19 protein-coding genes and 1 rRNA gene are annotated in these 24,160 nt (G+C 50.0%); 18 read left to right on the plus strand and 2 right to left on the minus strand.

Annotated features, from left to right (window positions below):
• Positions 1-18 precede the first annotated feature (18 nt).
• The 17 genes from ACAN56_RS29410 (at position 19) to ACAN56_RS29490 (ending at position 20,835) form a co-directional block, all read left to right on the plus strand.
• The gene (locus tag ACAN56_RS29410; RefSeq protein WP_052092736.1) at positions 19-966 is read left to right on the plus strand and encodes a glycosyltransferase family 2 protein; all 948 of its coding nucleotides are present in this window, start codon (positions 19-21) and stop codon (positions 964-966) included.
• Positions 963-2,363 carry an undecaprenyl-phosphate glucose phosphotransferase gene (locus ACAN56_RS29415; protein WP_038597184.1) on the plus strand — a complete coding sequence of 467 codons (1,401 nt, stop codon included), beginning with the start codon at positions 963-965 and terminating at the stop codon, positions 2,361-2,363. The genes ACAN56_RS29410 and ACAN56_RS29415 overlap by 4 nt, the downstream gene beginning before the upstream one ends.
• Positions 2,364-2,452: 89 nt before the next feature.
• Positions 2,453-3,325, plus strand: a complete 873-nt coding sequence (locus ACAN56_RS29420) for a phosphatidylinositol-specific phospholipase C/glycerophosphodiester phosphodiesterase family protein (protein WP_038597181.1) — start codon at positions 2,453-2,455, stop codon at positions 3,323-3,325.
• 266 nt (positions 3,326-3,591) lie between these two features.
• Positions 3,592-4,302, plus strand: coding sequence for a heptaprenylglyceryl phosphate synthase (pcrB, locus tag ACAN56_RS29425; RefSeq protein WP_379147347.1), 711 nt, complete (start codon positions 3,592-3,594; stop codon positions 4,300-4,302).
• A gap of 63 nt (positions 4,303-4,365) precedes the next feature.
• Positions 4,366-6,723 (plus strand): DNA helicase PcrA, encoded by a 2,358-nt coding sequence (pcrA, locus tag ACAN56_RS29430; RefSeq protein ID WP_379147317.1) that lies wholly within the window; start codon positions 4,366-4,368, stop codon positions 6,721-6,723.
• Positions 6,724-6,823: 100 nt separating this feature from the next.
• Positions 6,824-8,836: an NAD-dependent DNA ligase LigA gene (gene ligA / locus ACAN56_RS29435; RefSeq protein WP_379147319.1), complete on the plus strand. Its 2,013-nt coding sequence runs from the start codon at positions 6,824-6,826 to the stop codon at positions 8,834-8,836.
• A 358-nt stretch (positions 8,837-9,194) separates the two neighbouring features.
• The gene (locus ACAN56_RS29440; protein WP_379147321.1) at positions 9,195-10,157 is read left to right on the plus strand and encodes an FAD:protein FMN transferase; all 963 of its coding nucleotides are present in this window, start codon (positions 9,195-9,197) and stop codon (positions 10,155-10,157) included.
• A gap of 19 nt (positions 10,158-10,176) precedes the next feature.
• Positions 10,177-10,584, plus strand: a complete 408-nt coding sequence (locus ACAN56_RS29445) for an FMN-binding protein (protein WP_379147323.1) — start codon at positions 10,177-10,179, stop codon at positions 10,582-10,584.
• A gap of 38 nt (positions 10,585-10,622) precedes the next feature.
• Positions 10,623-11,414, plus strand: a complete 792-nt coding sequence (locus ACAN56_RS29450; RefSeq protein WP_038597169.1) for an EFR1 family ferrodoxin — start codon at positions 10,623-10,625, stop codon at positions 11,412-11,414.
• A gap of 175 nt (positions 11,415-11,589) precedes the next feature.
• Positions 11,590-13,311 carry an alkaline phosphatase gene (locus ACAN56_RS29455; RefSeq protein ID WP_379147326.1) on the plus strand — a complete coding sequence of 574 codons (1,722 nt, stop codon included), beginning with the start codon at positions 11,590-11,592 and terminating at the stop codon, positions 13,309-13,311.
• Positions 13,312-13,313: 2 nt separating this feature from the next.
• Positions 13,314-14,051 (plus strand): ABC transporter ATP-binding protein, encoded by a 738-nt coding sequence (locus tag ACAN56_RS29460; RefSeq protein WP_231578346.1) that lies wholly within the window; start codon positions 13,314-13,316, stop codon positions 14,049-14,051.
• Positions 14,038-15,333: an ABC transporter permease gene (locus tag ACAN56_RS29465; protein ID WP_379147329.1), complete on the plus strand. Its 1,296-nt coding sequence runs from the start codon at positions 14,038-14,040 to the stop codon at positions 15,331-15,333. The genes ACAN56_RS29460 and ACAN56_RS29465 overlap by 14 nt, the downstream gene beginning before the upstream one ends.
• Before the next feature lie 13 nt (positions 15,334-15,346).
• Positions 15,347-16,273 carry a hypothetical protein gene (locus ACAN56_RS29470; protein ID WP_379147331.1) on the plus strand — a complete coding sequence of 309 codons (927 nt, stop codon included), beginning with the start codon at positions 15,347-15,349 and terminating at the stop codon, positions 16,271-16,273.
• Positions 16,274-16,387: 114 nt separating this feature from the next.
• The gene (locus ACAN56_RS29475; RefSeq protein ID WP_379147333.1) at positions 16,388-17,119 is read left to right on the plus strand and encodes a response regulator transcription factor; all 732 of its coding nucleotides are present in this window, start codon (positions 16,388-16,390) and stop codon (positions 17,117-17,119) included.
• A 20-nt stretch (positions 17,120-17,139) separates the two neighbouring features.
• Positions 17,140-18,267 carry a sensor histidine kinase gene (locus ACAN56_RS29480; protein ID WP_038597163.1) on the plus strand — a complete coding sequence of 376 codons (1,128 nt, stop codon included), beginning with the start codon at positions 17,140-17,142 and terminating at the stop codon, positions 18,265-18,267.
• Between the two features lie 85 nt (positions 18,268-18,352).
• Positions 18,353-18,961, plus strand: a complete 609-nt coding sequence (locus ACAN56_RS29485) for a hypothetical protein (protein ID WP_038597161.1) — start codon at positions 18,353-18,355, stop codon at positions 18,959-18,961.
• Positions 18,955-20,835: a transglycosylase domain-containing protein gene (locus tag ACAN56_RS29490; protein ID WP_379147336.1), complete on the plus strand. Its 1,881-nt coding sequence runs from the start codon at positions 18,955-18,957 to the stop codon at positions 20,833-20,835. The genes ACAN56_RS29485 and ACAN56_RS29490 overlap by 7 nt, the downstream gene beginning before the upstream one ends.
• An 18-nt stretch (positions 20,836-20,853) precedes the next feature.
• On the opposite strand, the gene ACAN56_RS29495 is transcribed toward ACAN56_RS29490, so the two are convergent.
• Positions 20,854-22,134 carry a molybdopterin-dependent oxidoreductase gene (locus ACAN56_RS29495; RefSeq protein ID WP_379147338.1) on the minus strand — a complete coding sequence of 427 codons (1,281 nt, stop codon included), beginning with the start codon at positions 22,132-22,134 and terminating at the stop codon, positions 20,854-20,856.
• A 212-nt stretch (positions 22,135-22,346) separates the two neighbouring features.
• A complete protein-coding gene (locus ACAN56_RS29500) occupies positions 22,347-23,603 on the minus strand; it encodes an MFS transporter (protein WP_038597156.1) in 1,257 nt (418 codons plus the stop codon).
• Positions 23,604-24,062: 459 nt separating this feature from the next.
• On the opposite strand from ACAN56_RS29500, the gene ACAN56_RS29505 reads away from it, so the two are divergent.
• Positions 24,063-24,160 (plus strand): 16S ribosomal RNA (locus tag ACAN56_RS29505); the annotation flags it as partial.

Below are 24,160 nucleotides of genomic sequence, written 5' to 3' on the forward strand. Positions count from 1 at the left end.
GAGCGTAGTGAAGTGAATATAGATGTCAGTATATTAATCTTAAATTACAACACATGCGGCTTGACGATGGACTGTATTAGGTCGGTATATGACTCGGTAACTAATTATTCCTATGAGATCATTTTAATAGATAATAATTCCCGTGATCATTCTGTCGAGTCGATCAGCAAGGAATTCCCGGATGTGCTGCTGATTGCCAACTCTGAGAATGTTGGTTTCGCCCGGGGTAATAATCAGGGGATGGAGGCGGCCTCCGGACGATATGTGCTGCTGCTCAATTCCGACACGGTAGTGCGGAAGGATACGCTTGAGACGATGGTTTCCTTTATGGACAGCCGGCCGGATCTTGGTGCTTCGGGCTGCAAGGTGATTTTGCCGGATGGATCGCTGGACAAGGCCTGCAAGCGAGGATTTCCGACGCCTTCGGCATCCTTTTATTACGCTTTTGGTTTCAGTAAGCTGTTTCCCGACCGGCCCAGATTCAACGGCTACCAGCTAGGTTATTTGGATCCAGATCTGGATTACCCGGTAGACTGTCTAGTCGGAGCTTTTATGCTGGTGCGGCGGGCGACGATCGAGCAGGTCGGCGGCCTGGACGAAGAGTTCTTTATGTATGGTGAAGATTTGGATTGGTGCTTCCGGATTAAAGAAGCCGGGTGGGGGATTTATTACTATCCGCAGACCTCCATCGTGCATCTAAAAGGCGGCAGCGCGCGGCGCAGGCCATTTAAAATTGTCTATGAGTTTCACAGAGCGATGATTTTATTTCATCGCAAGCATTATAGCAAGAGGTACAACAGTATGATTAATGGAGCGGTATATGCCGGAGTCGGGGTAAAGTTCACCCTTTCGCTTGTCCGCAATATGTTAAAGTCTTCACGCGTGGTTTCTTCACCGGCACAGAGCCTTGCGGATTCCGGAGAAGCAGGTCCACGCAATGAAACGAATGCTGAGGTGAGATTATGATTCGCCGTAATCAGAGGTTTTTAACACAACTCTATATGGTTGCCGACTTCCTGATTATCCAAATCTCCTTTTTGGGGGCCTGGTGGCTGAAGTTCAAGAGTGGCTGGCTGGAATCCTATAATACGCTTCCGGTTGAATCCTATGCCTATTGGAGCCTTATTTATGGTGTGATTTCTGTATTTATAGGGATTGTGCTTTCCCTGTATTTGCCGAAGCGTAAGAAACGTTTTGTCGATGAATTCCTCAAAATATTCCAGGTGCATATCATGGCAGTCTTTATCCTGCTTGGCCTGATGTTCTTCCTGAAGGAAATCGACGTTTCCCGTCAGTATCTGGCCATATATATGGGTTTTAATATTCTCTCCATCATGCTTTACCGTTATGTGCTGAAGACGATGCTGAAATCACTCCGTGAAAAAGGCTTTAACCGTCAATTCGTGCTGATTATCGGTGCAGGCTCGCTCGGCAAACGATTCTACAACAATTTGGTGCAGTACCCGGAGCTGGGATATGAGACCATTGGTTTTCTTGATGATTATCAGGAATGGGACGGGATAGAGGAGCGGCGCTTTAAGCCAATTCTCGGCAAGGTGGATGAACTGGCTGAAATGCTGGAGCTGCTGCCGGTAGACGAGGTGATTCTGGCGCTTCCGCTTGATGCCCACTCCAAGTATCCTGCCATTATTGCCGCCTGCGAAAAGGCTGGGGTACGGACGCTGATTATTCCAGATTTCTTCGACTACCTGCCGGCGCGTCCTTATTTTGATAATTTTGCCGGAATGCCAATGATTAATGTTCGTGATATTCCTTTGGATATGACTGGGAATAAGCTGGCCAAGCGGCTGTTTGATATTATTTTCTCGCTCTTCGCAATTATTGTAATGTCGCCTGTAATGCTCATAGTGGCTCTTGGTGTTCGCCTGACTTCTCCTGGCCCGGTCATCTTCAAGCAGGAACGTGTAGGACTTAACCGGCATAATTTCATGATGTATAAGTTCCGCTCGATGAAAATGCAGCAGGACGGCGAAGAAGATACAGGCTGGAGTACGCGGGAGGATCCGCGGCGCACCCGCTTCGGAAGTTTTATCCGTAAAACCAGTCTGGATGAGCTGCCGCAATTTTTTAATGTGCTGCTGGGGCATATGAGTGTGGTAGGACCCCGCCCGGAACGGCCGTTCTACGTGCAGCAGTTCCGTGGAGAGATCCCCAAGTATATGGTGAAGCATCATGTGCGTCCGGGTATTACCGGATGGGCACAGAGCAATGGTCTGCGTGGGGACACCTCGATTGAAGAACGGATTAAGCATGATATTTTCTATATTGAAAATTGGTCGCTGCTGTTTGATATCCGGATTATTGTCAAAACGATTCGCAACGGATTTAAAAATGCCTATTAATTTCACATAGAAACGGTTGCTATCCTTACCCAAGGCCACAGCCGTTTTTTGTTTTTATACTCCAACTTTTGCAAAGGAAACCTACTATAATGGATAACAAAAAGAGTACTGCATCAGTCATCATGGTTATAGCAATAGTACTTTTGCTTGTGATTACGCTGATACCGGAAGATAAAGAGCCGGCCGCCGGCTTTGCTGCCCACCGGGTTGTTGCCCATGCAATGGGTGGCATCAACGGGCATGACTATACCAACGCTGTTGAAGGTTTTATCGCCAATTATGAGCAGGGAACACGTGTATTTGAAGCCGATCTGCTGTTCACGGGGGATCAGAAACTAGTGGCCCGTCATGAGTGGTCAAAGGATATGACTAAGCAGTTAGGACAGCAGGAAGTGCTTCCTGCTGACAAGCAAGGGGAAGTACTGGATTATGCCGAATTTATGGACAGTCCGATTCTGGGCCTATACTCGCCGGCTGATATTGAGAAGATCATGGATTTGATGATGGCTTATCCGGATGCCTATATCGTAACCGATACGAAGGAGGTTGAAGCGGAGCTGGTCACACAGCAATTCGAAATGATTGTCGAGGCAGCTGAGCGCAGGGATCCATCGCTGCTGAAGCGGATTGTGCCGCAGATTTACAGTCGTGAGATGTTGGATATGATCTGTAAGGTGCATGTCTTCCCCAAAGTCATTTATACTTTATATCAATCGGAGGACAGTGATGAAGTGGTGACTCAATTCGTCAAGGAAACCGGGGCGGACATCACCATGTCTGACGACAGGGCCACCAAGAGCTTTGTGCAAAAGCTGAAAAGGGCCGGTGCCCGCGTCTATGTGCATACGATTAATGATGAGAAAGAAATCGTCCAGCTGTCCCGTCTGGGTGTGGACGGGTTCTATACTGATTTCGTTTCTGAAGATGACATGGACAGACTCAGAGGTCTGGGGCGAAACTAGCAGCCGGCAGAGGTGATAATGAGCAATCATTGTTCGATGAACGCTGCACTTAAAGCATAGCTTCTGCCAGAAAGATAAGACTGATCTATAGCATACAACAATGAATCCTAATATTATAAAAAGGCGAAAAAATGTTCGCATTTTTTCGCTCTTTAAATTGACACTCCCCTTAGCGCTGGCATAGACTAGAGTTACGGCTTTTTGAGGTAGCGGGAGTGTATTTGGCTTGCTAGATGAATGATGGAGATGGACGATTGATGAATATGATGCGGCAACTGATACAGCCTTGGCGGCATGTTTTTAAGCTCGATCCGGACCGTGAGCTCGGAGACCTTGAACTGGAGGCCATTTGCCTGTCCGGAACCGATGCGATTTTGGTTGGGGGCTCCACCGGTGTGACTTATGAGAATACTATTGATCTGCTGAACCGGCTGCGGCGTTATGAGCTGCCTTGCGCACTGGAGATTTCGGATCTGGAGGCAGTCGTTCCCGGCTTTGATTTGTATATGATTCCTATGGTGCTTAATACACCAGACACGGCCTGGATTATTGGACAACACCGCAAAGCCATTCAACGTTACGGAAGCCTGATTCCATGGGAACTGCTGCTGGCTGAAGGATATATTGTCCTGAATGGAGATTCTTCCGTAGCACGGCTTACGGGTGCAGACCATTCGCTTAGTGCCGAGGGGGCTGCGGCTTATGCCCAGATTGCGGACAAGCTGATGCAGCTTCCGGTAGTGTATCTTGAATACAGCGGCATGTTCGGTGATATGAAGACGGTTCGTTCGGTAAGAGAGATGGTGGAGAACAGCCAGCTGTTTTACGGGGGCGGTATTACCGGCGAGGCTGAGGCTGAGCAGGCAGCTGCCCTCTGCGACACCGTAGTGGTCGGGAATATTATTTACCAGGATATACAGCAAGCACTGCTCACCGTGCAGGCGGTAAAGAAGACCCCGCAGATGCATTGGGAGTAGCAAGTTTGAGATAGCGCTGCTCTTGACATTCTAAGCTTAAACTGAGAAAGGAGCATGTCACACATGCAACTTGTTAACATACAGGAAGCCGTAAGCCGGCTTAATCCTCCACAGCGCCAGGCTGTAGAAGCTACTGAAGGTCCCTTGCTGATTATGGCCGGCGCGGGCAGCGGCAAGACCCGGGTGCTTACCCACCGCATTGCATGGTTGATTGCGAACCGTAAGGCTCCGCCGTGGGCAATTCTGGCGATTACCTTTACGAATAAGGCGGCCCGGGAGATGCAGGACCGTGTCTCGAAGCTGGTTGGAACAGAAGGACGGGATATATGGGTATCCACGTTTCACTCGATGTGTGTACGGATTCTGCGCAAGGATATAGAACGGATTGGCTTCACCTCCAATTTCTCAATTCTCGATTCTACAGACCAGTTGTCCGTCATCCGCAACTGTATGAAAGACCTGAATATCGATACGAAGAAATTTGAGCCAAAGGCTGTCCAGGCCGTCATCAGCACAAACAAAAATGAGCTGATTACTCCGGCGCAATACGAGCAGAAGATTGGCGATTATTTTGAAGGTCTTGTTGCTAAAGTGTACACCAAGTACCAGCATCGGCTGAGAAGCAACAACTCGCTGGATTTTGATGATTTAATTATGAAGACGATCCAATTGTTCAAGGAAGTGCCTGAGGTACTTGATTTCTACCAGAAGAAGTTCAAATATATTCATGTGGATGAGTATCAGGATACGAACCGTGCGCAGTACATGCTTTGCCGCATGCTGGCAGAAAGCCATCACCGGATTTGCGTAGTTGGTGACAGCGATCAGTCGATTTACCGCTGGCGCGGAGCAGACATTACGAATATCCTTAATTTCGAAGAAGACTATCCGGAAGCCAATACGATTCTGTTGGAGCAGAATTACCGTTCGACCTCCAATATTCTGAACGCAGCCAACGGCGTAATTGCGCTGAACTCCGGACGTAAACCGAAGAAGCTGTGGACGGATTCAGAGGAAGGTCCGAAGATCAAAGTGTTCCGCGGCGACTCCGAGCATGATGAAGGTTATTTTGTCACCGGAGAGATCAGTAAGAATGCCAAGCAGGGCCAGGCTTACCAGAATCATGCCATCCTGTACCGCACGAATGCACAGTCTCGTGTAATAGAAGAAATTTTGATCAAATCGGACATTCCTTATCAGATCGTCGGCGGGATCAAGTTCTATGACCGTAAAGAAATCAAGGATCTGCTGGCGTACCTTCGCCTGCTCTCCAATCCGGATGATGACATCAGTCTGACGCGTATTATCAATGTACCAAAGCGTGGACTTGGTGATACTACTGTAGGCAAGCTGGCTGTAGCAGCAGCAGAACGTGGGGTATCCATCTTCCGTGTGCTGCAGACGGTGGACGATCTGGGCTTTGCCGGACGGACGCGCAATACGCTGGTGGAGTTCTATGATATGATCGAAGCGCTGCACCGGATGGTCGAATTCCTTTCGGTAACGGAGCTGACGGAGAAGATTCTGGAGCTCTCGCAATACCGGCTGGAGCTGCAGAACGAGAATACGCTAGAATCCCGCTCACGGCTGGAGAACATCGATGAGTTCCTGTCCGTGACGATGGAATTCGAGAAGAATAACGAAGACAAGTCGCTGGTCTCCTTCCTCACGGATCTGGCGCTGATCGCTGACATCGACAGTGTGAATGACGATGAGGAGGAACGCGACGATGCTGTAGTGCTGATGACCATGCACAGCGCGAAGGGGCTGGAATTCCCGACCGTGTTTATTATCGGGATGGAAGAGGGCGTATTCCCGCACAGCCGCGCCTTCCAGGACAATGACGAACTGGAAGAAGAACGGCGGCTGGCGTATGTAGGCATTACGCGTGCGGAGAAACAGCTGTTCCTCAGCTGTGCCCGCAGCCGCACGCTGTTCGGACGGACGACGGCCAACCCGCCGTCCCGCTTCCTGGAGGAGATTCCGGAGGAGCTGAAGGAAGATACCGGCTCTGCTTCGGACCGCTTCCGGCGCGGTGGCGCGGAGGTTGGTGGTGCCTATGGCGGCCGTGGCTTCACCGGCGGCGCCCGGGGGAACTTCGGCAGCCGCGGAGGCGCTGCCGGGAATGCGCCGGCAGGCGGCGGGACCGCCGGCTTTGGCGGCAGCACAGCGTCAGCGGCCGGAGCAGGCCGCGTGACCGTAACCTCCGGAAGCGGCGCACAGCGCGCATCAGGAGCGGGGGCCGCGGCGCCAGGCGATTATAAAGCCGGCGACAAGGTAGCCCACGGCAAATGGGGCACCGGCACCATTGTGTCCGTTAAAGGCAGCGGCAACGACACGGAGCTGCAAATTGCTTTTCCGGCACCGGTCGGTGTGAAACGGCTGCTTGCGGGTTTTGCCCCGATTACCAAAGTCGAATAATCCGGCGACGGTTAACGAATGCATTTTTAGAATATAAAGATAAGGTAGAAGTATCATTCACATGCTTTACATTATCCTTATGACGGAGGGATACGCCCGGATGGACGTTATGCATACGATGGAAGAGCTTGTGGCTGAGCTGAATCAATACAATTACCATTATTACACGCTGGATGCGCCGCAGGTCAGCGACAAGGAATATGATGTGCTTTACGATAAGCTGGTGGCCCTGGAAGCAGAGAGCGGCATTGTGCTGCCGGATTCTCCTACCCAGCGTGTGGGAGGGGAACTGCTGAAAGGCTTTACCCCGCATCGTCACCTTGCTCCGCTATGGAGTTTGGACAAAGCGCAGAATATTGAGCAGCTGCGGAGCTGGAATGCCCGTGTGCTGCGTCTCGTGAACGACTACAACACGAAGAATCCGGATACACCTCTGCCCGAGCCTTGTTATGCCGTCGAACTGAAATTCGACGGCCTGACCCTGAACCTGACCTACCGTGACGGTGTGTTAGTGCAGGCGGCGACAAGAGGAAATGGAGTGACGGGTGAAGGCATACTGGCTCAGGTGAAGACGATCAAGTCTGTTCCATTAACGATTCCGTTCAAGGAAGGTCTTATCGAAGTGCAGGGCGAGGGGATTATGAACCTTTCGGTGCTGGCCGACTACAATACACGGGCTGCCGAACCGCTGAAGAATGCACGCAATGGCGCTGCCGGAGCGCTGCGCAACCTTAATCCTAAGACTACGGCGAACCGCAGGCTAAATGCTTTCTTTTATAACGTGGGTTATGCTGAAGGGGTGCAGTTTGCCGATCATCAGGAGATGATGAATTTCCTGCGGACCAACCAGTTTAAGGTGAATCCGTACCTCACCTACTTCGCTAACTTTGACGAGGTTACAGAGCAGCTGGCGGAGATTGAAGAGAGCCGTTCCGGTCTGGACTATCTGATTGACGGTGCGGTAATCAAGGTTACCGATTTCCGTATCCGCGAAGCGCTGGGTTATACCGATAAATTCCCGCGCTGGGCGGTTGCCTACAAGTTCGAAGCTGAAGAAACGACGACGATATTGGAGTCAGTCAGCTGGAACGTAGGCCGCACAGGCAAAGTCACACCTCTGGCCCGTGTGGAGGCGGTAGAACTGGCTGGAGTTACTGTCCAGAACTGCACGCTGAACAACGTCGGGGATATCGAACGCAAGAATCTTAAGCATGCGCTGGGCACGCGGGTGTTTATCCGCCGCTCCAATGATGTCATTCCAGAGATACTTGGCAAGGTGACGGAAGAAAGCGACGGCGGGGAAATTGTATTCCCCGAGAATTGTCCGTCATGTGGCTTCCCGCTCGAAATGCGCGGGGCGCATCTTTTCTGCAACAACAAGCTGGATTGCAAGCCGCAGATTATCGGACGGATCACCCATTTCGCTTCCCGTGATGCGATGGACATTGAGACCTTCAGCGACAAGACGGCCGGGCAGCTGCACGAAGAGCTGAATGTGCGGGAGCCTGCCGATTTATATGAACTGAATTTTGAACAGCTGGTCAAGCTCGATCGCTTCGGTGAGAAGAAAGTAGACAATTTGCTGAAGGCGCTGGAAGAGAGCAAAGGGCGTGATTTAGCCTCGTTCCTCTTTGCCCTAGGCATTCCGAATACCGGTAAAGCAACCACACGGATGCTGGCCGATCATTACCGAAGTCTGGAGGCTGTAATGTCTGCTACAGCAGAGGAATTATCTGGATTGCCGGATATCGGCGGGATAGTGGCAGAGAGCATCGTGGGCTTCTTCGCTGATCCTTTTGTGGTAACTGGCATTAACCGCATGCTGGCTTTGGGTGTAGAAGCTAAGGCGCCTGAGGCTCCGCGGCCGGTGAGTACCGATTCCTTCTTCAGCGGCAAGACCGTAGTGTTAACCGGCTCGCTGCAGAAGCTTACCCGTGAGGAAGCTGCGGAACGTCTCGAGGCACTTGGCGCCAAAGTATCGGGCAGTGTCTCCAAGAAAACCGATCTGGTCATCGCCGGCGAAAAAGCGGGCAGCAAGCTGGCCAAAGCACAGCAATTGGGTATTCAGGTCATTGAGGATGAGGAAGAATTGATCCGGCTGCTGGAGATTTAAGATTGTTTTACGACATAGTACTGAATATCAATGTACAGCAAGATACAGAGTCCTGTGATCATTTCGCTTCCTGCGAAAGGTCACAGGGCTTTTTGAAATTTAAGGATATACAATTCTACGTTTACATCTGCAACAGCAGGATCATCCCTGTCGAGGAGAAGCTTTTCTTTCGAGTTGTGGTGGAAAGAGAAGTGCAGTGTTGAATGGAAAATTAATCCTGGCGGCGAATCATTTCTATGCTAAAATGAATGAATAATAATATATTCATTCACATATACATGGTTGTAGCTGCAGATTTATCAATTGCCTTGGTCAAGCATACGCCTCATTGTAACGGTCCATGAAAGGAGGACTAAAGATGAATAAAGCCATGACGGCCCAGTCTGTTCACTATGGGATGGGTACAGAGATGATCCACAAAGTTTTCGGCGATCATGGGGAAGAAGTACTCAGAGCTGTCGAGTATGAAGCTGCCAGGCTGGAAAACCTACTAAGCCGCTTTATACCCGATAGCGAGATAAGCAGGATTAACAGGTCAGCGGGTATGAAATGTGAGAAGTTGAGTCCGGATACCTATGAGGTGCTGTCGCTTGCTGCTGAGTTCTCAAATTATAGTGATGGATGTTTTGATGTCACTATCGGCCCCTTAGTAGATCTATGGAATTATAAGAATTCATCCGAAATTCCCGATGAGGTAAGAATTACCGAGGTACTTCGTATGGTGAATGCTGCAGATTTGATATTAGATCCTCATGAAAAGACTGCTGGACTTCAAAGAGTGGGGCAGTCCGTTGATTTAGGGGGGATAGGCAAAGGATATGCCAGCGATAAGTTTGTAGAGCTGTTTAAGAAATTTGGTATCTCATCGGCTTTCACAAACATTGGCGGAAATGTGGCAGCTGTGGGAGTGAAGCCGGATGGTTCCCCTTGGCGTGTAGGTATCCGTCACCCCAGGCAGGATAATCGATTGATTGGAGCTGTGTTTGTAGCGGACAAAGCTGTGGTTACCTCCGGGGATTATCAGCGATTCTTCATCGATCGTGAGGGGAGAAGGCGTCATCATATCCTGAATCCGCATACCGGATATCCGGCGGAATCAGGCTTGATCAGCGTGACCATTGTTGCTGATAACGCTACGCTTGCGGATACGTTGTCTACTCTGGTATTTGTAGCCGGGATGAATAAGGGGATTCAACTTCTTACAAGCTTCCCTGGAACCGAAGCGGTTCTCGTGGATACGGACTTGCAGGTTCATGTTACCCGAGGTCTCAACAACTGCTTTCAGCCGGAGATGGGGATAAGAGCGAATATCTTAGGATAAAAGACGGGAGTAGATTGCAATGAAACGAAAGGGGAGAAACAAAATGCTAATCGCAGTTATTGTACTGGTGGTACTCATTGCGGGGGGTGCTGGGGGAGCATTACTCTTTACTGCGGGGGAACGGTGTGAAGCTAAAAACCTCCCGATCAGAGCACTGGATTTTAAGCAGATTAAGAATGGCACATATGTTGGGGAATATAAGGGAGGTATGTACAAATGGAGGGCCAATAAAGTTCAAGTGACTGTGACCTCCAGCAAAGTTACAGACATCAAGGTGTTAGAGCAAGCAGAGAAAAAACCGGCCGAGTTCACAGATGAGTTGTTCGGCAGGGTAATCCGGGAGCAGTCGCTGCAGGTAGATACCATAAGTGGTGCAACGCTCACCTGCAAAGCTTTTCTCAAAGCGATAGAAAATGCGCTGGATTAATCAAGGGAATCATTACAAGGAATCGAGAGGAGCATCCGATGATATTTTACTTTTCGGGAACCGGGAACTCGTTATATGCTGCTAAAAATATAGCCCTTCATTCGGGTGAAGAGTTAATTTCCATATCTGCCGCAGAGAACACAGGCAATGAATGCAATGAATATAATCTGAAGGATCATGAAATTATTGGATTTGTCCATCCTACTTATTCGTGGGGACCGCCTGGAATCGTCCTTGAATTTATTAGAAAGCTTAAGCTGAACAATTTCCAGGGGAACTACGTTTTTTCCGTCGCAACCTGCGGAGGCAGCATCGGCAATTCAATGAAAGTGATGAAGGATTGTCTGAGCAGAAAAAAGATAAAATTAAACAGCGGATTTTCTATCAAAATGCCAAATAATTTTATCATCATGGGCGATGTAGATTCCAAAGAAGTGGAGCACCACAAGCTATCTGCAGCAGAGGAGACTCTAAAACAAATCAACCATGACATTAAGCAAAGAACAACAGGAGCATTCAGGATAGATAAAGGCAAGTTTCCGTGGCTGTTAACCGGTATTATAAATCCGATGTTTACTAAAAAGGCCATTGATCCGACCAAGTTTCAGGCAGATGATAGTTGTATCGGCTGTGGTACTTGTGAGCAGGTCTGTAACTGCAATAACATTCAAGTTTCTGAAAAACCACAGTGGGGGCAAAATTGTACGCTATGTTTGGCGTGTATTCATTATTGCCCCGTCAAAGCCATTCAATATGGCCAAAAAACCGAAAACAAAGGAAGATATACAAATCCCCATATAACCATTGCTGAATTTATAAATGAAAGATGATTGTACAGAAAACGTTACTAGCCCTCATCTTGGTGACAAGGTGTGGGTTCTTTTGTGTCCCGGTGATATATGAACAGTTGATAATTTAATACAACCCCTGACTACAGTTGACAATTGGTTAACCTTTCGAAGGTAAGATTGGTTAAAGATCTTTATAACAAGGAAGGGGTTAATAATGAAAAAGCTGATGAAGAGTGTGGTAATTGGAGGATTGGCAGCAGCTGTAGTTTCAGGAGCTACACTGGCCGGAGCGGCACAAAGTGCTAAAACTTCTGGGGGAGCTGCAAAAGCCCAGTCCAAAAATCTTATCGTACTAATTGGTGACGGCATGGGTCCGGCCCAAATTTCTGCCGCAAGATATTTTCAGCAATACACCAAGGGAGTCAGCCATCTTAATCTTGATCCGTACTACGTGGGACAAGCGACTACATATGCAGACCGTGGTGAGGACGGCGGGAAAATCGTTTCGGGGATCGTTACAGATTCCGCCTCAGCCGGTACTGCATTTGCTACAGGCCACAAAACATACAACGCAGGCATCAGCGTTTCCAATGAAGATGTATCCAAACCGTTTGCCTCCATTATTGAGGCTGCGGAAACAAGCGGCAAGGCAACAGGACTTGTTACCACAGCCCGGATTACTCACGCGACGCCAGCTGTCTACGCCTCCCATGTCCGCAGCCGTGATAATGAATCGGCGATTGCCTCGCAATACCTGGAGAGCGGCGTAGATGTTCTGATGGGCGGGGGCAAGCAGTTTTTTGTAACCAAAGATGAAAAGGGCAAACGGACGGATAAGAACATCCTCCCTGATTTTAAAGCCAAAGGCTACACTGTAGTTGAAAATAAGACAGCCTTAAATGCGCTTACCTCCAAAAACAGCAAGGTGCTGGGCCTGTTCGGCAGTTCCCATGTGGCTTATGTTCCGGACCGTACAGCGGAAATTCCAAGCCTGGCGACAATGACCTCCAAAGCGCTGAATATTTTATCAGCGGATAAAGAGGGTTTTGTCATGATGATTGAAGGCGGACGGATTGACCATGCCGGTCATGCCAACGATCTGCCGACACTTGTCCAGGAGGCACTCGACTTCGATGCCGCGGTCAAGACAGCGATTGATTTCGCGAAGAAAAACGGCAACACCTCCGTTGTGGTCACAGCCGACCATGAAACGGGCGGACTGTCCCTCTCCCGCGACAACATTTACGAAATTAATATCGACCTGTGGGATAAGCAAAAACATTCCTCGGAAAGCCTGGCTGCCGCTCTGGAAGCAGCACAGACACCAGAAGAGATCCGCAGCATCGTAACAGCCAATACATGGATTACCGATCTTACAGACGAAGAGGTTGCACAAATTATGGAAGGCGACGGGTCTTCGTATAAACGTGAAGGAGCCTACAATGCAGTGGTTTCCAAACGTCTGCTCGTGGGCTGGTCAGGCCATGGCCATTCCGCAGTAGATGTGGGTGTCTGGGCTTATGGTCCGATTGCGGAGCAGGTAAAAGGACAGGTGGACAACACCGAGATCGCGAAGGCGGGTGCCAGCGTACTGGGCCTTGATTTGAACAAACGTTCCGCAGAGCTTCAATCCCAATACGTATATCCGAAGTTCAAAATCAGCCGCGATAACAAAGTACTGTATCCTGCTGAAGCTTTGATCAAGGCGCTGGGAGGCACTTACAAAGGGGATGCTGCTGCTGCGAAGCTGACATTGCAGAAGAATGTAATTGATGTGAATCTGACAGACAAAACCGCTAAGCTGAACGGCAAGGCTGCTTCTTATATCGTTGATATCGATAACGGCGTATTGTACCTGCCGCTTAGTGCATTCAGCCAGCTGAAGGGCACAACCTTGACTTGGGATGCCTTGTCCGAACGTATTAAATTGAGATAGGAGTGGCTCTGTTGCTCCAAATTCACGATTTGAAAAAGCAATTTCGTGTAGATGGAAGAAATGTGCCGATACTGGATATTCCTGAGTGGAGTGTTGAAAAAGGAGAGAATGTAGCGATTACCGGACCCAGCGGGTCCGGTAAAAGCACTCTTCTGCATCTGATCAGCGGAATTCTGCTGGCCGACAGCGGCGGGATTGTCGTGGACGGCAAGCCGCTACGCGAGCTCACAGAGGCGAAGCGTGATGCTTTCCGGGCTTCCAATATCGGGTATGTGCTGCAGGATTTCCATCTGATCCCCTCATTGACGGCAAGGCAGAATGTGGAGATCGCTATGACCGCAAAGCTTCCGCTTAAGGAGAAAAGAAGGGTAGTCGACGATTGGCTGGATCAGGTAGGTCTGGCAGACCGGGGCCGGCATCTTCCCTCCCAGCTTTCCCGCGGGCAGCAGCAGAGGGTAGCGATTGTGCGGGCGCTGGTGAATGAGCCGCCACTTGTGCTGGCGGATGAACCCACCGGCAGTCTGGACTGGGAAACGGCAGATGAAATTGCCTCTCTTTTACTGGATCTCAGCGTCGCTCATGGACATACCTTAATTGTTGTAACGCATGATCTCAATATGGCGAACCGTTTTCCCCGCTGTCTGAACATTCAAGAGATTAACCGGATACGCCGGGAATCAGCGCCCAAACTCCAGAGCAGCCGGGAGAAACGGAAGAGGGAATTGTATGAGTCTCTTTAAATTAACACTGCGTAATTTGCTGCATCGGCGGTTTCTGTCGCTGTTGACGGTATGTGCGGTCGCAGTTACGGTTGCTTTTATCGTCCTGCTATCCTTGTCCCGGCAAAGCGTTGAGCAAGGCGCCAAAAAAGGGTATGGCCCCTTCGATCTCGTAATTGGTGCAGCCGGCAGTGAAACCCAGCTTGTGCTGAATACCTTTTATCATATCGGTGCGCCGACAGGCAATATCCCGCTTGCTGTTCTGGATCAAGTGGAGCAGGATCAGGATGTGGATAAGGCCTTTGCGATGACAACGGGAGATAATTATAAAGGCTTTCCGATCGTCGGCATGGACTCCGGATATTTTGTTACCCGATACGGCGACCGTAACCTTCAGGACGGGAATTTATATGCGCACACCGGTGAGACCATTATTGGATCGTATGTGGCGGAATCTCTGGGTCTGCACATTGGAGATACATTTACGGGCGCACATGGACTTGTTCAGGGAGACAGCCATGAAACTGCGGAGGCGGAACACACAGAGGAGCATGAGGAAGATCATGAGGAAGGCCATGCTGCCGAGGCGGCCGGAGATTCGCCGGACGAAGCACATGACGAAGAACATGGCGAAGAACACGCACATGAAAGCTTCCAGTATACCGTTGTGGGCATTCTTCCGGCCCTCAATACCCCTGATGACCGCGCAGTATTTACGACCGTAGATTATGCCTGGGCCGTACATGGCTTGCCTCCTGAGGAGCGGGAGATTACAGCCGTGCTGGTTAAACCGGCCAGTCTGCTGGGGGCCCATGATTTGAAAGAGGTGCTGGACGGCAGTAATGGAGTTCAGGCTGCCTATACAAGCCAGGCGGTTTCCGACGTGCTGAACGCTGTTGATCAGGGAGCACAGCTATTGAGTGTGCTCACGGCATTATGCGTAATTCTGGCAGCGATAGCGATCCTACTGTCTTTGATTGCCGCAGTCGGGGAACGTACCAAGGATGTGGGGCTATTGCGTCTTCTCGGCAAATCCAGAGCCTATGTATGGTTGACCTTAACGAGCGAAGGTCTGTTGGTGACAGCTACCGGACTTATCGCCGGACTGCTGCTGGGTCATCTTGGCGCTTACCTGCTGAAGGATGCACTGTTCGCCCAAGCTGGCATTCAAATTGAACCTTATCAGTGGACACCTGATCATTGGCTTATTGCTGCAGGGGCGCTTTCCATTGGTCTGCTATCTTCGCTGGGGCCTGCATTCCGGATGTACCGGATGCATCCTCTTGCTTTGTTCAAATCCTAGGAGGTACATTCACTTGATAACATTAAAGGGTAGGTTGATCCTGATGACGGCTGCTATTACAAGCATGCTGCTGCTTCAAGCATGCGGCCAGAACGGTGCAGCTGATGGCGGTGGAGAGTCCTTTGCTGCTGCGGTGGAGGCGGACAGTCCGGTAACAGAGGATGTGGCACAATCACCCGAAGCTACACAAGTACCCATAGTTCCAAAAGAATCACCGGCAGCTTCGCCAACCATGGAGCGCTCTCCAGAAGCCGCCACGGCCACAGCTGGACCTTCACCGGAACCCGAACTGGCTGCGGCGCCATCCATCGCACCAAGTACATCCAAACCTTTGCCGAAACCTTCTGCTCCAGCAGCAGTTATTCAGGATACATCGAAGAAGACTGTAGGCTCCAGCAAGAGTAATAGCAAGAGCCCGGCATCTCCAGCACCTGAAACGAAGTCAAAGGCTAAAACAGGTGAAGCAGACAAGAGCGGTGGAAAGAGCAGCGCTGCATCTCCGTCTCCACAAGCCAGCTCCCTCCCTGAGGCCAGCCCTGCCCCAACCGCAGCGGCCCAATTGAAGACTTCTTCCACAGGCCACACTGCCATTGATTGGAACGGCTTCTTTGACGGCAGCGACCAAACCCGCCCCTCGGAGCAGTTTTGGGATCTCAGCGGCAGCGAGGTTACGATTAAGGGTTTTATGGGTGAAGTCCTTTCCTTTGAGAAGAACTGGTTTCTGCTGATTCCAGAGCCCGGGGCGGAGTGTCCCTTTGATAATGGGGATGAGACCTACTGGAACAAGATTATGATTGTCTTTGTGCCTGAAGGCAGCAAGCTCCGGCATACCTCCGGCCCACTGCAAATTACCGGACGTCTGGACGTGGGTATCAAGATTGACGAGTCGGGCTACAAAACGATGTTCCGGCTTTATGATGCCTCTTTCAAGAGTATTTAATGGAACTAATAAAATGAGTAATACCAGCCTTTGTATACCTTATGGGGATACGGGGCTTTTTTTGGGTTTATAGATTGGATAATTTCTAATATATTAGAAGGTAGATTACCACTTATGGAATGGAAAGGATACCTACCTGTGAGACAAGAAACAATATTGCTAGTGGACGATGAGCGGGAGATCGTTAACCTGATGGATATTTATTTCTGCAACGAAGGTTATCGGCTGCTCAAAGCCTTTGACGGACAGGAAGCGCTGGAATATTTAAAAGAGGAGAAGGTGGACCTCATTATTATGGATGTGATGATGCCCAAGATGGACGGGATAGAAGCCTGCATGAAAATCCGTGAAGAGCAAAATATGCCGATCATCATGCTGTCCGCCAAAAATTCGGATATGGATAAAATTCTTGGACTCAGTATAGGCGCCGACGATTATGTCGGAAAGCCGTTTAATCCGCTGGAGCTTGTGGCCCGGGCCAAATCACAGCTGCGCCGCTATCATAAATTCAACAAGGATACCCAACCAAGGATGAATGACAATGAGCTGATCTTCGAGGATCTGGTCATCGACATATTGAAACACGAAGTCTGCGTGGATGGACGTAAAGTAAGGCTGACACCCCGTGAATTTTCCATTTTGGAGCTGCTGGCGAGACATCAGGGCCAGGTGCTCAGCATGGAGCAGATTTACAGGAATATCTGGAATGAGCCTTTTCTGGACGGAGGCAGCACGGTTATGGTACATATCCGCAATATCCGCGAGAAAATTGAGCTGGATCCGAAGCAGCCCCGTTATGTGCAAACTGTATGGGGGATCGGGTATAAATTGGACGGGCCATCTTGAGAACTTGAGGTGATAATGCTGTGAATGCAAAATATATAAGTACTATCCGCTGGAAATTCATTTGGGCGTTTATTCTCAGCATGTTGTCAGGAGCCATCCTGTTATGGGGAGGTTATCGGCTGGTGAATTCTCTGCTTCACATGAACACGAGTTCACCGTCGGCACCCTATTCCCTGGTTTTGAAATGGATTATTAACCATATTGGCTCAGTGCCGGTAATGACAGCCGTAGGTATTATCAGCTTTTTGGTGTTCTTTTTTTTGTACACACGAAAAGTAGTATCCTATCTCGAAGAGATCACAAAGGGGATTCAGCAAATCACCAAACTGGGAGAGTCACACCGGATTGAAGTGCGGACCAGTGATGAGCTAGGTGTACTGGCAGAGAATATTAATATTATGTCCGAACGGCTGCAGCAGTCCCTGCTTGAAGAGCGTAAGGCGATCCAGGCCAAAAATGAGCTGATTACCGGGGTCTCTCATGATTTGCGCACTCCGCTGACCTCGGTTTTGGGTTATCTGGATTATATTGAGCAGGACCGCTGCCGGGAAGAGACAGAGGTGCGTTATTATGTAGGCATTGCTTATCAGAAAGCACTGGTGCTGCGTAAGCTGATTGATGATCTGTTCGAATATACCCGTGTCAACAGTGGAGGACTGCCGCTTGCAGCAGAACAGCTGGACCTCAAGGCGTTTATTCGGCAGCTGGCGGAAGAGGCGGTTCCAGAGCTTGCCAGGGCAGGCATGGCCTATGAGCTGGTGGATCATACAGAATCCTTATGGATTCAGGGAGCGCCTTACGAGTTGCTGCGCGCTTATGAAAATTTGATTACCAATGCCATCCGTTACGGGCGTGAAGGGAAAAAACTGGAGATCGTACTCACCCGAGAAGGGGATGAAGCAGTCGTGCGGATCAGCAATTTTGGAGAAATGATTGCCGAAAGCGACCTTCCGCATATTTTTGAACGATTCTACCGGGCCGAACGCTCCCGTTCCCGGCATACCGGAGGTTCGGGGCTGGGACTTGCTATAGCCAAAGGGATTGTGGAACGCCACCATGGAGAAATTACAGCCCAAAGCGATGTGAACCGTACCGACTTTATCACCCGCTTCCCGTTATCTCCACAGGAGTCTTTAGAGAATCTTTAGAACTTGTGCGGGAGGTTCTTAAGAACTTACCGGTATTCTATGTGTCATGGAGTAGTAAATGCACAGATACCGGGAGGGGATAAACTTGAGAAGACTAAATACGGTACGAACCGGATATTTGTATGTTATTGGAGGAAGCTTGCTGCTCAGCGGTGGTGTTCTTATGGTGCTACAGGCGGTGGTTTCCTTTCTATATTCGCGGCATAGCGCGGATTCCGGGGCTTTTACAGTCCGCTTAATGCATTGGATGATCAATCATATCGGCAGGTTGCCTTTGGCTGTAATTCTTTTTACCGCTCTTTCCGGCGGTTTTTTTCTGCTGCGTTCGCAAAAATTATCCGATGATTTCAAGGCGCTGCTGCGGGCATCGGATGAGCTTGCGGCGAATGGCTTCTTTAAGGAACTGGAGGTATCCACCGGAGGAGAGCTGGGCAGGCTGGCTGCTAATCTGCGGAAACTGAACAAAGGCCAGCAAACAAAACTCACCGGTACAGCAGAGATTGAATCGGCAGATGCAGAAGAAGCGGGATGGAGCAGTGAAGAGAGTATGGCCCTCATACTAAGGATGAAGACGCTGCTGCGCTTGCTGGATGAGCTGAAGGCTGCAGAAGGAGAAGCCGTTCAGGTGGATGCGGTGAAACGTGAAGCGGCGGGCTTGGAGCGGTTCCTTGTGAACCTGATTGCAAAGTGCTGAGCAGGGGCAATACCGGCACCCGGCTCACCCGGCGAAAGCTGCTGCGTGTTTTTTATACCGGATTTGATCTTGCGGTAATTGGCGTGTTACTGCTGCTGGCAATGCTGTTTTATGTCCGTGTATATGGAGAGGCTGTGGTAAGCCGTCAGGCCGGGAAGCTGGTTTTAGATCAATCAAGCGTCATTACCGACTCAGAGGGGAATGTGCTGCGCCGAATTCCGCTGCCGGAATCGGGATATCGGACGATGGCTCAGCTGGAAGAGATGCCGGCTCTGCTGATCGACACCTTTTTGGCAGTCGAGGACCGCCGGTTCTACAGCCATCAGGGACTGGACTATACGGGAATCCTGCGTGCCGCCATTAACAATACAGTGAACTTCAGAGTAACAGAGGGAGGCAGCAGCATCACCCAGCAGTTAGCCCGCAATCTCTATTTAAACAGAGATAAAAATATGCTGCGCAAGCTGAACGAGGCCTCCATTGCTACAGCTTTGGAGAAACGGTTGTCAAAGCAGGATATTTTGCAGCTTTATCTGAACCAAATCTATATGGGCCGGGGGCAGTATGGAATAAAGGCGGCAGCAGAGTACTATTTCGGTGTAAGTGACCTCAAAAAGCTGGAGATTTCGCAAATCGCTGCTTTAGCGGCTATCCCGAAAGGTCCTTCCATCTATAATCCTGCGGAGAACAATGCGGTTTCCGAGGGGAGGAGGGAGCTTGTTCTGGGAATCATGCAGCAGCGGGGGCTGATCAGCCCACAGCAAATGGTTGCCGCGCGCAAACAGAAATACCGGCCTCAAGTAGAAGTTGAGACTGAGGTTGCAGGTGCTTCCTATATTGACGCTGTGCTGAAAGAAGCCTCCCGGCTTACGGGTAAGTCGAGGGAAGAGCTGCAAACAGGCGGTTACAGGATTAAGACAGGGATGAATACAGGCATCCAGAAGACACTGGAGCAAGCATTTCGTAACGCAGATGCCTTTCCTCCCGACGGGAAAAACCAGCAGGTCGAGGCGGCCATGGTGATACTCAATCATCACACCGGAGAAATTGCCGCCATGATGGGAGGGCGCAATCCCCAAGCGGGCAGCCTTAATCGGGCGATTATTGACGCACGCCAGCCGGGTTCCGCCTTTAAGCCGATTATTGATTACGGGCCTGCGCTGGAAAGCGGCAACTTTACTCCAGCGAGTATAGTTCCCGACCGTAAGCAGTCTTACGGGAGTTACAGCCCGGGTAATCTGAATGGCGTATACCGTGGCCAAGTTAGCCTGAACCAGGCGCTCCAGCAATCCATCAATGCTCCGGCCGTATGGCTGCTGAAGCAGGTGGGAATCTCCAGCGCCCGTCAATTTGCCGGAAAGCTGGGGTTAGAACTGCCGCAGGAGGATAATAATCTGTCCATTGCGCTCGGCGGGCTCCACAATGGGGTATCTCCTCTGAAAATGGCCCAGGCCTACAGTGTGTTTGCGAGCGGGGGGACGTTTAATGAAGCTCATACCATTAGCAGCATAACCAATGCGCACGGGCGGGTTCTATACAAGCATGTCTCCAGCCAGCGTCAAGTGATCTCGGCGCGAACTGCGGAAAGCATGACGTTCATGCTCCGCAATGCAGTAAATCAAGGAACCGGGAAAAAAGCGCGGATGAACATACCGGTTGCCGGCAAGACCGGAACGACTCAGGCAGCGCTTCCCGGTGTCGACAGCAAGGCTAATCGGGATCTTTGGTTTGTCGGCTACACACCGGATTGGACAGCCGCTGTATGGATGGGTTTTGACCGTACCGATAAGGATAACTATATGACAGCGGGCAGCGGGATGGCGGCCGCTTTATTCTCCTCAGTGATGAACAAAGCAATAGCCGTTCGGAATTGAAAGAGGTGCTGGCCGCAGTTATACACGATTTGCTCCAGGCAGCCAGGCGTCTTTGTCATACCCCCGCTGTTCCCAATAGCCGACATGGTCCTCATCAATGAGTTCAATCCGGTTGAGCCATTTTACCGATTTATAGGCATACATTTGCGGAGTGACCAAACGTACAGGCCCGCCCAGCTGATTCGGAATCGGCTTGCCGTCATGCATGACGGCAACCATAACATCCTCCATTCGCGCCTGTGCGAGTGTCAGGGAGTCCGTATAGACGCCGTCGCCGGAATACAGCTTGACCATCACCGCCTGGCTTTTTACTCCGGCAAGATCAAGCAGTTTGGAGAGGGGCAGACCCTCCCAGGTATTCTTGTAGACAGACCAGCCGGTGACGCAGTGGAAATCACTGACCTGCACCTCGCGCTGCAGCTTGACGAATTCCTCCCAGTTCCAGGTGAACTTCTTGTCCACCAGCCCGTCAATCGTAAATGACCAGTTCGAATTATCGAATGCTGGAATATCGGTTACAGTATATACGCGGAAGTTCCCTTCCGCTCCTCCACCAATCGGTGGTGCTGAATTTGCCAGCGGAATAGGGTCGGGAATTAGTGTGTTGGTATTGTTTGCTGCATAATCCGCGGTGCCGGGCAACTGAAAGGATTTGCCGATCCAGCGGACAAAGGTCGGTCCGAGCGTTACCGCAAGTCCGGCACCCACAGCGACTTTAATGAAACCGCGGCGGGTATACATCGGCTGCTGGACATGGGCCGCTCCCGGCTGTTTCTGCTTATCATTAGAAGCAGATGCTCCATTAGCTGATGTTACCGGTTCTGGTACAATAGAGCGTTTCTTCGGTTCTTTGAGCCACTTGACTCTGGTAATAGAGTGGTAAATAATAACCGGAAGTCCAACCCAGGTTAGAAGATCGTGTATAAATAGTGCGGTATTTGCTGCTCTTGGCCCGGCAAGCCTGAATTGCCAGAGTACGACACCCGACACAATCCACCCGATCAATAGGACCAGCACAAAAATCACATTAGCCTTTTGCCCATTTTTCCCCTTGAGTCTTTTCCAGTGTTTTGCAGCAAGCAGTAAATAATAAATGACCGGAATCAGCAGCACCAGTCCAAACGCGATATGTGCCCATTTTAGCCACACCCTGCCCTCACCCAGAAGCTCCCGCCAGAAACCGCCGACCAGCAATAATCCGCTGAGTGCCAGAAACAGGACCAGCCAGGCATTCCACATATGGATGGAGACAAGCTTCTTCCCGTATCCTTTACGAATGTTCGTGAGTGCTTTCTTCAATTGCCATTCCTCCTCAGCCTTCCTCGCTATGACAATTAGTTCAACTTTTAATTAATTGTACCCTAAAAAAGGGCGGTTGGATAATTCTGCTGGCTGTTAAGAGTTTAAATCTTCTGCTGTGAAAAAAGCCCACCCTACTCTAATAGAGAAGGATGGACCCTTATGGACTTATATAGATATAGAAGAGAGACGAAGCGATGAAATCATGCTGCTTATTCAGCGGCCCATTTCTCCAGTGTCTTATCATTGGGTAACAGCAGGGCAAGCAGGCCAAGCAGCGGGAGGAAGCCGCAAGCTATGAACACAGTCGCAATTCCGATCCGGTCGATCAGGTCGCCGATAACTACCGAGCCGATCCCGCCAAGCCCAAAAGCCAGTCCAGTAATCAGTCCCGAGACGGTTCCGATATTGCCCGGATAGAGCATTTGTGCATAAATGACTGTTACTGAGAAGCTGGACAGCAGGACAAATCCGGAGATGATTAGCAGAACAGCGGCCCAGAAATGGTTTACAAAAGGTAGCGCCAGCGCAAAAGGCACAGTACTCACCATAGAGATCAGGATGAGATTACGCCGTCCGAAACGGTCGGCTAGCGGGCCCCCGAAGAAGGTTCCAACTGCACCGGCCGCCAAATACATAAAGATGTATATTTGAGCGTCATCGAGCTTCATTCCGTATTTATCCATTAAGTAGAAGGCATAATAGCCGCCGATGGAGGCGCTGTACCAGGAGCGTACAAACACGATAAAGACCAGGATCACGGTTGCGGTCAGAATGCTTTTGCTGCGAGCAGGGTCAAGCGTGCGTCCAGTCGATTTTTTGCGGAACGTATAGCCTGCATTAAGCATTTCTTGGTACCATTTGGCCACATAGGTCTGTACGGCAATTCCGGCGGCAGCGATTACGGTGAACCCAAGTGCGCCCATCTGCCCAAAGGGAATGAATACCCATTTCATCAAAAGAGGACCCAGCGATTGTCCGGCGTTGCCTCCCACTTGGAAGATGGATTGCGACAATCCCTTGCGCTGACCTGCAGCCATATGAGCTACACGCATGCCCTCCGGGTGGAACGCAGCCGAACCGAAGCCGACAAGCATAACAGAGAAGATGACCAATACGTAATTTCCGGCAAAAGCGAGCAGGAACACTCCGGCGAACGTGCAGCACATCCCCAGAGGGAGCAGGATCGGTCGGGGTTTACGGTCAGCGGCATAGCCGATTATCGGCTGAATCACCGAAGAAGTGATGTTCAGGGCGAAGGATATCCATCCGACCTGTGCATAGGAGAGCAGCATGTTTTCCTTTAAGATAGGAAACATCGCCGGGATAAGCGCCTGAATGGAATCATTGAATAAATGCACAAAGCTTACGGCGAGTAAAATCCGGTAAATAGTATCCTGCTGCAGATTGCGTTGTTCCCGGTCTTTTGCAACTAAAGAGGGAGCAGCGGGTATAGAATTCTTATTCATCTGAGCTCCTTTCAAACGGGTTAATGGGTGAGCATATATATGGAAATCCGATAAATCCTATTTTAGCCACAATCGAAGCGTTATGGGAATCAATTTGTACTCGAGTCGATCCAATTATGCGTTATTTTATTATTTTATAAAAAAGGGTTGCAAACATTCCTTCAGCATGATATATTATCTCTTGTGCTTATGAGGCATCGACGCTGAACTTGATCAGCGAAGAAGAAATAAGTTGACAAGCAATACAGAAACATGATATGATCTAATTCCTGCGCAAGAGACATAACGTTGAAAGCCAGGAGCAAGTTCTTTGAAAACTGAACAAATGGAACGCGTTAATTTTTAAAGATTCATTTAATGAATCGTCAGTTTCAAAATGAGCAGTCGCTCTTTTCAATATCTTTTTCGGATGGTTATTTTCTCGAAGTGATTCGGGTGAAGTGACCGCTCGAAAAAACCAATTTGGAGAGTTTGATCCTGGCTCAGGACGAACGCTGGCGGCGTGCCTAATACATGCAAGTCGAGCGGAGTTATGAAGGAGCTTGCTCCGGATTAAC

Source organism: Paenibacillus paludis (genome assembly GCF_042610515.1).
GTDB lineage: Bacteria > Bacillota > Bacilli > Paenibacillales > Paenibacillaceae > Paenibacillus_AQ.

Excerpts from the sequence above, each read along its gene's own strand:
- ACAN56_RS29415 (WP_038597184.1), top strand. The coding sequence starts at position 963 with ATGATTCGCCGTAATCAGAGGTTTTTAACACAACTCTATATGGTTGCC.
- pcrA (WP_379147317.1), top strand. The coding sequence starts at position 4,366 with ATGCAACTTGTTAACATACAGGAAGCCGTAAGCCGGCTTAATCCTCCA.
- ACAN56_RS29455 (WP_379147326.1), top strand. The coding sequence starts at position 11,590 with ATGAAAAAGCTGATGAAGAGTGTGGTAATTGGAGGATTGGCAGCAGCT.
- ACAN56_RS29445 (WP_379147323.1), top strand. The coding sequence starts at position 10,177 with ATGAAACGAAAGGGGAGAAACAAAATGCTAATCGCAGTTATTGTACTG.
- ACAN56_RS29475 (WP_379147333.1), top strand. The coding sequence starts at position 16,388 with ATGGAATGGAAAGGATACCTACCTGTGAGACAAGAAACAATATTGCTA.
- ACAN56_RS29420 (WP_038597181.1), top strand. The coding sequence starts at position 2,453 with ATGGATAACAAAAAGAGTACTGCATCAGTCATCATGGTTATAGCAATA.
- ACAN56_RS29440 (WP_379147321.1), top strand. The coding sequence starts at position 9,195 with ATGAATAAAGCCATGACGGCCCAGTCTGTTCACTATGGGATGGGTACA.
- ACAN56_RS29500 (WP_038597156.1), bottom strand. The coding sequence starts at position 23,603 with ATGAATAAGAATTCTATACCCGCTGCTCCCTCTTTAGTTGCAAAAGAC.
- ACAN56_RS29465 (WP_379147329.1), top strand. The coding sequence starts at position 14,038 with ATGAGTCTCTTTAAATTAACACTGCGTAATTTGCTGCATCGGCGGTTT.
- ligA (WP_379147319.1), top strand. The coding sequence starts at position 6,824 with ATGGACGTTATGCATACGATGGAAGAGCTTGTGGCTGAGCTGAATCAA.
- pcrB (WP_379147347.1), top strand. The coding sequence starts at position 3,592 with ATGCGGCAACTGATACAGCCTTGGCGGCATGTTTTTAAGCTCGATCCG.
- ACAN56_RS29450 (WP_038597169.1), top strand. The coding sequence starts at position 10,623 with ATGATATTTTACTTTTCGGGAACCGGGAACTCGTTATATGCTGCTAAA.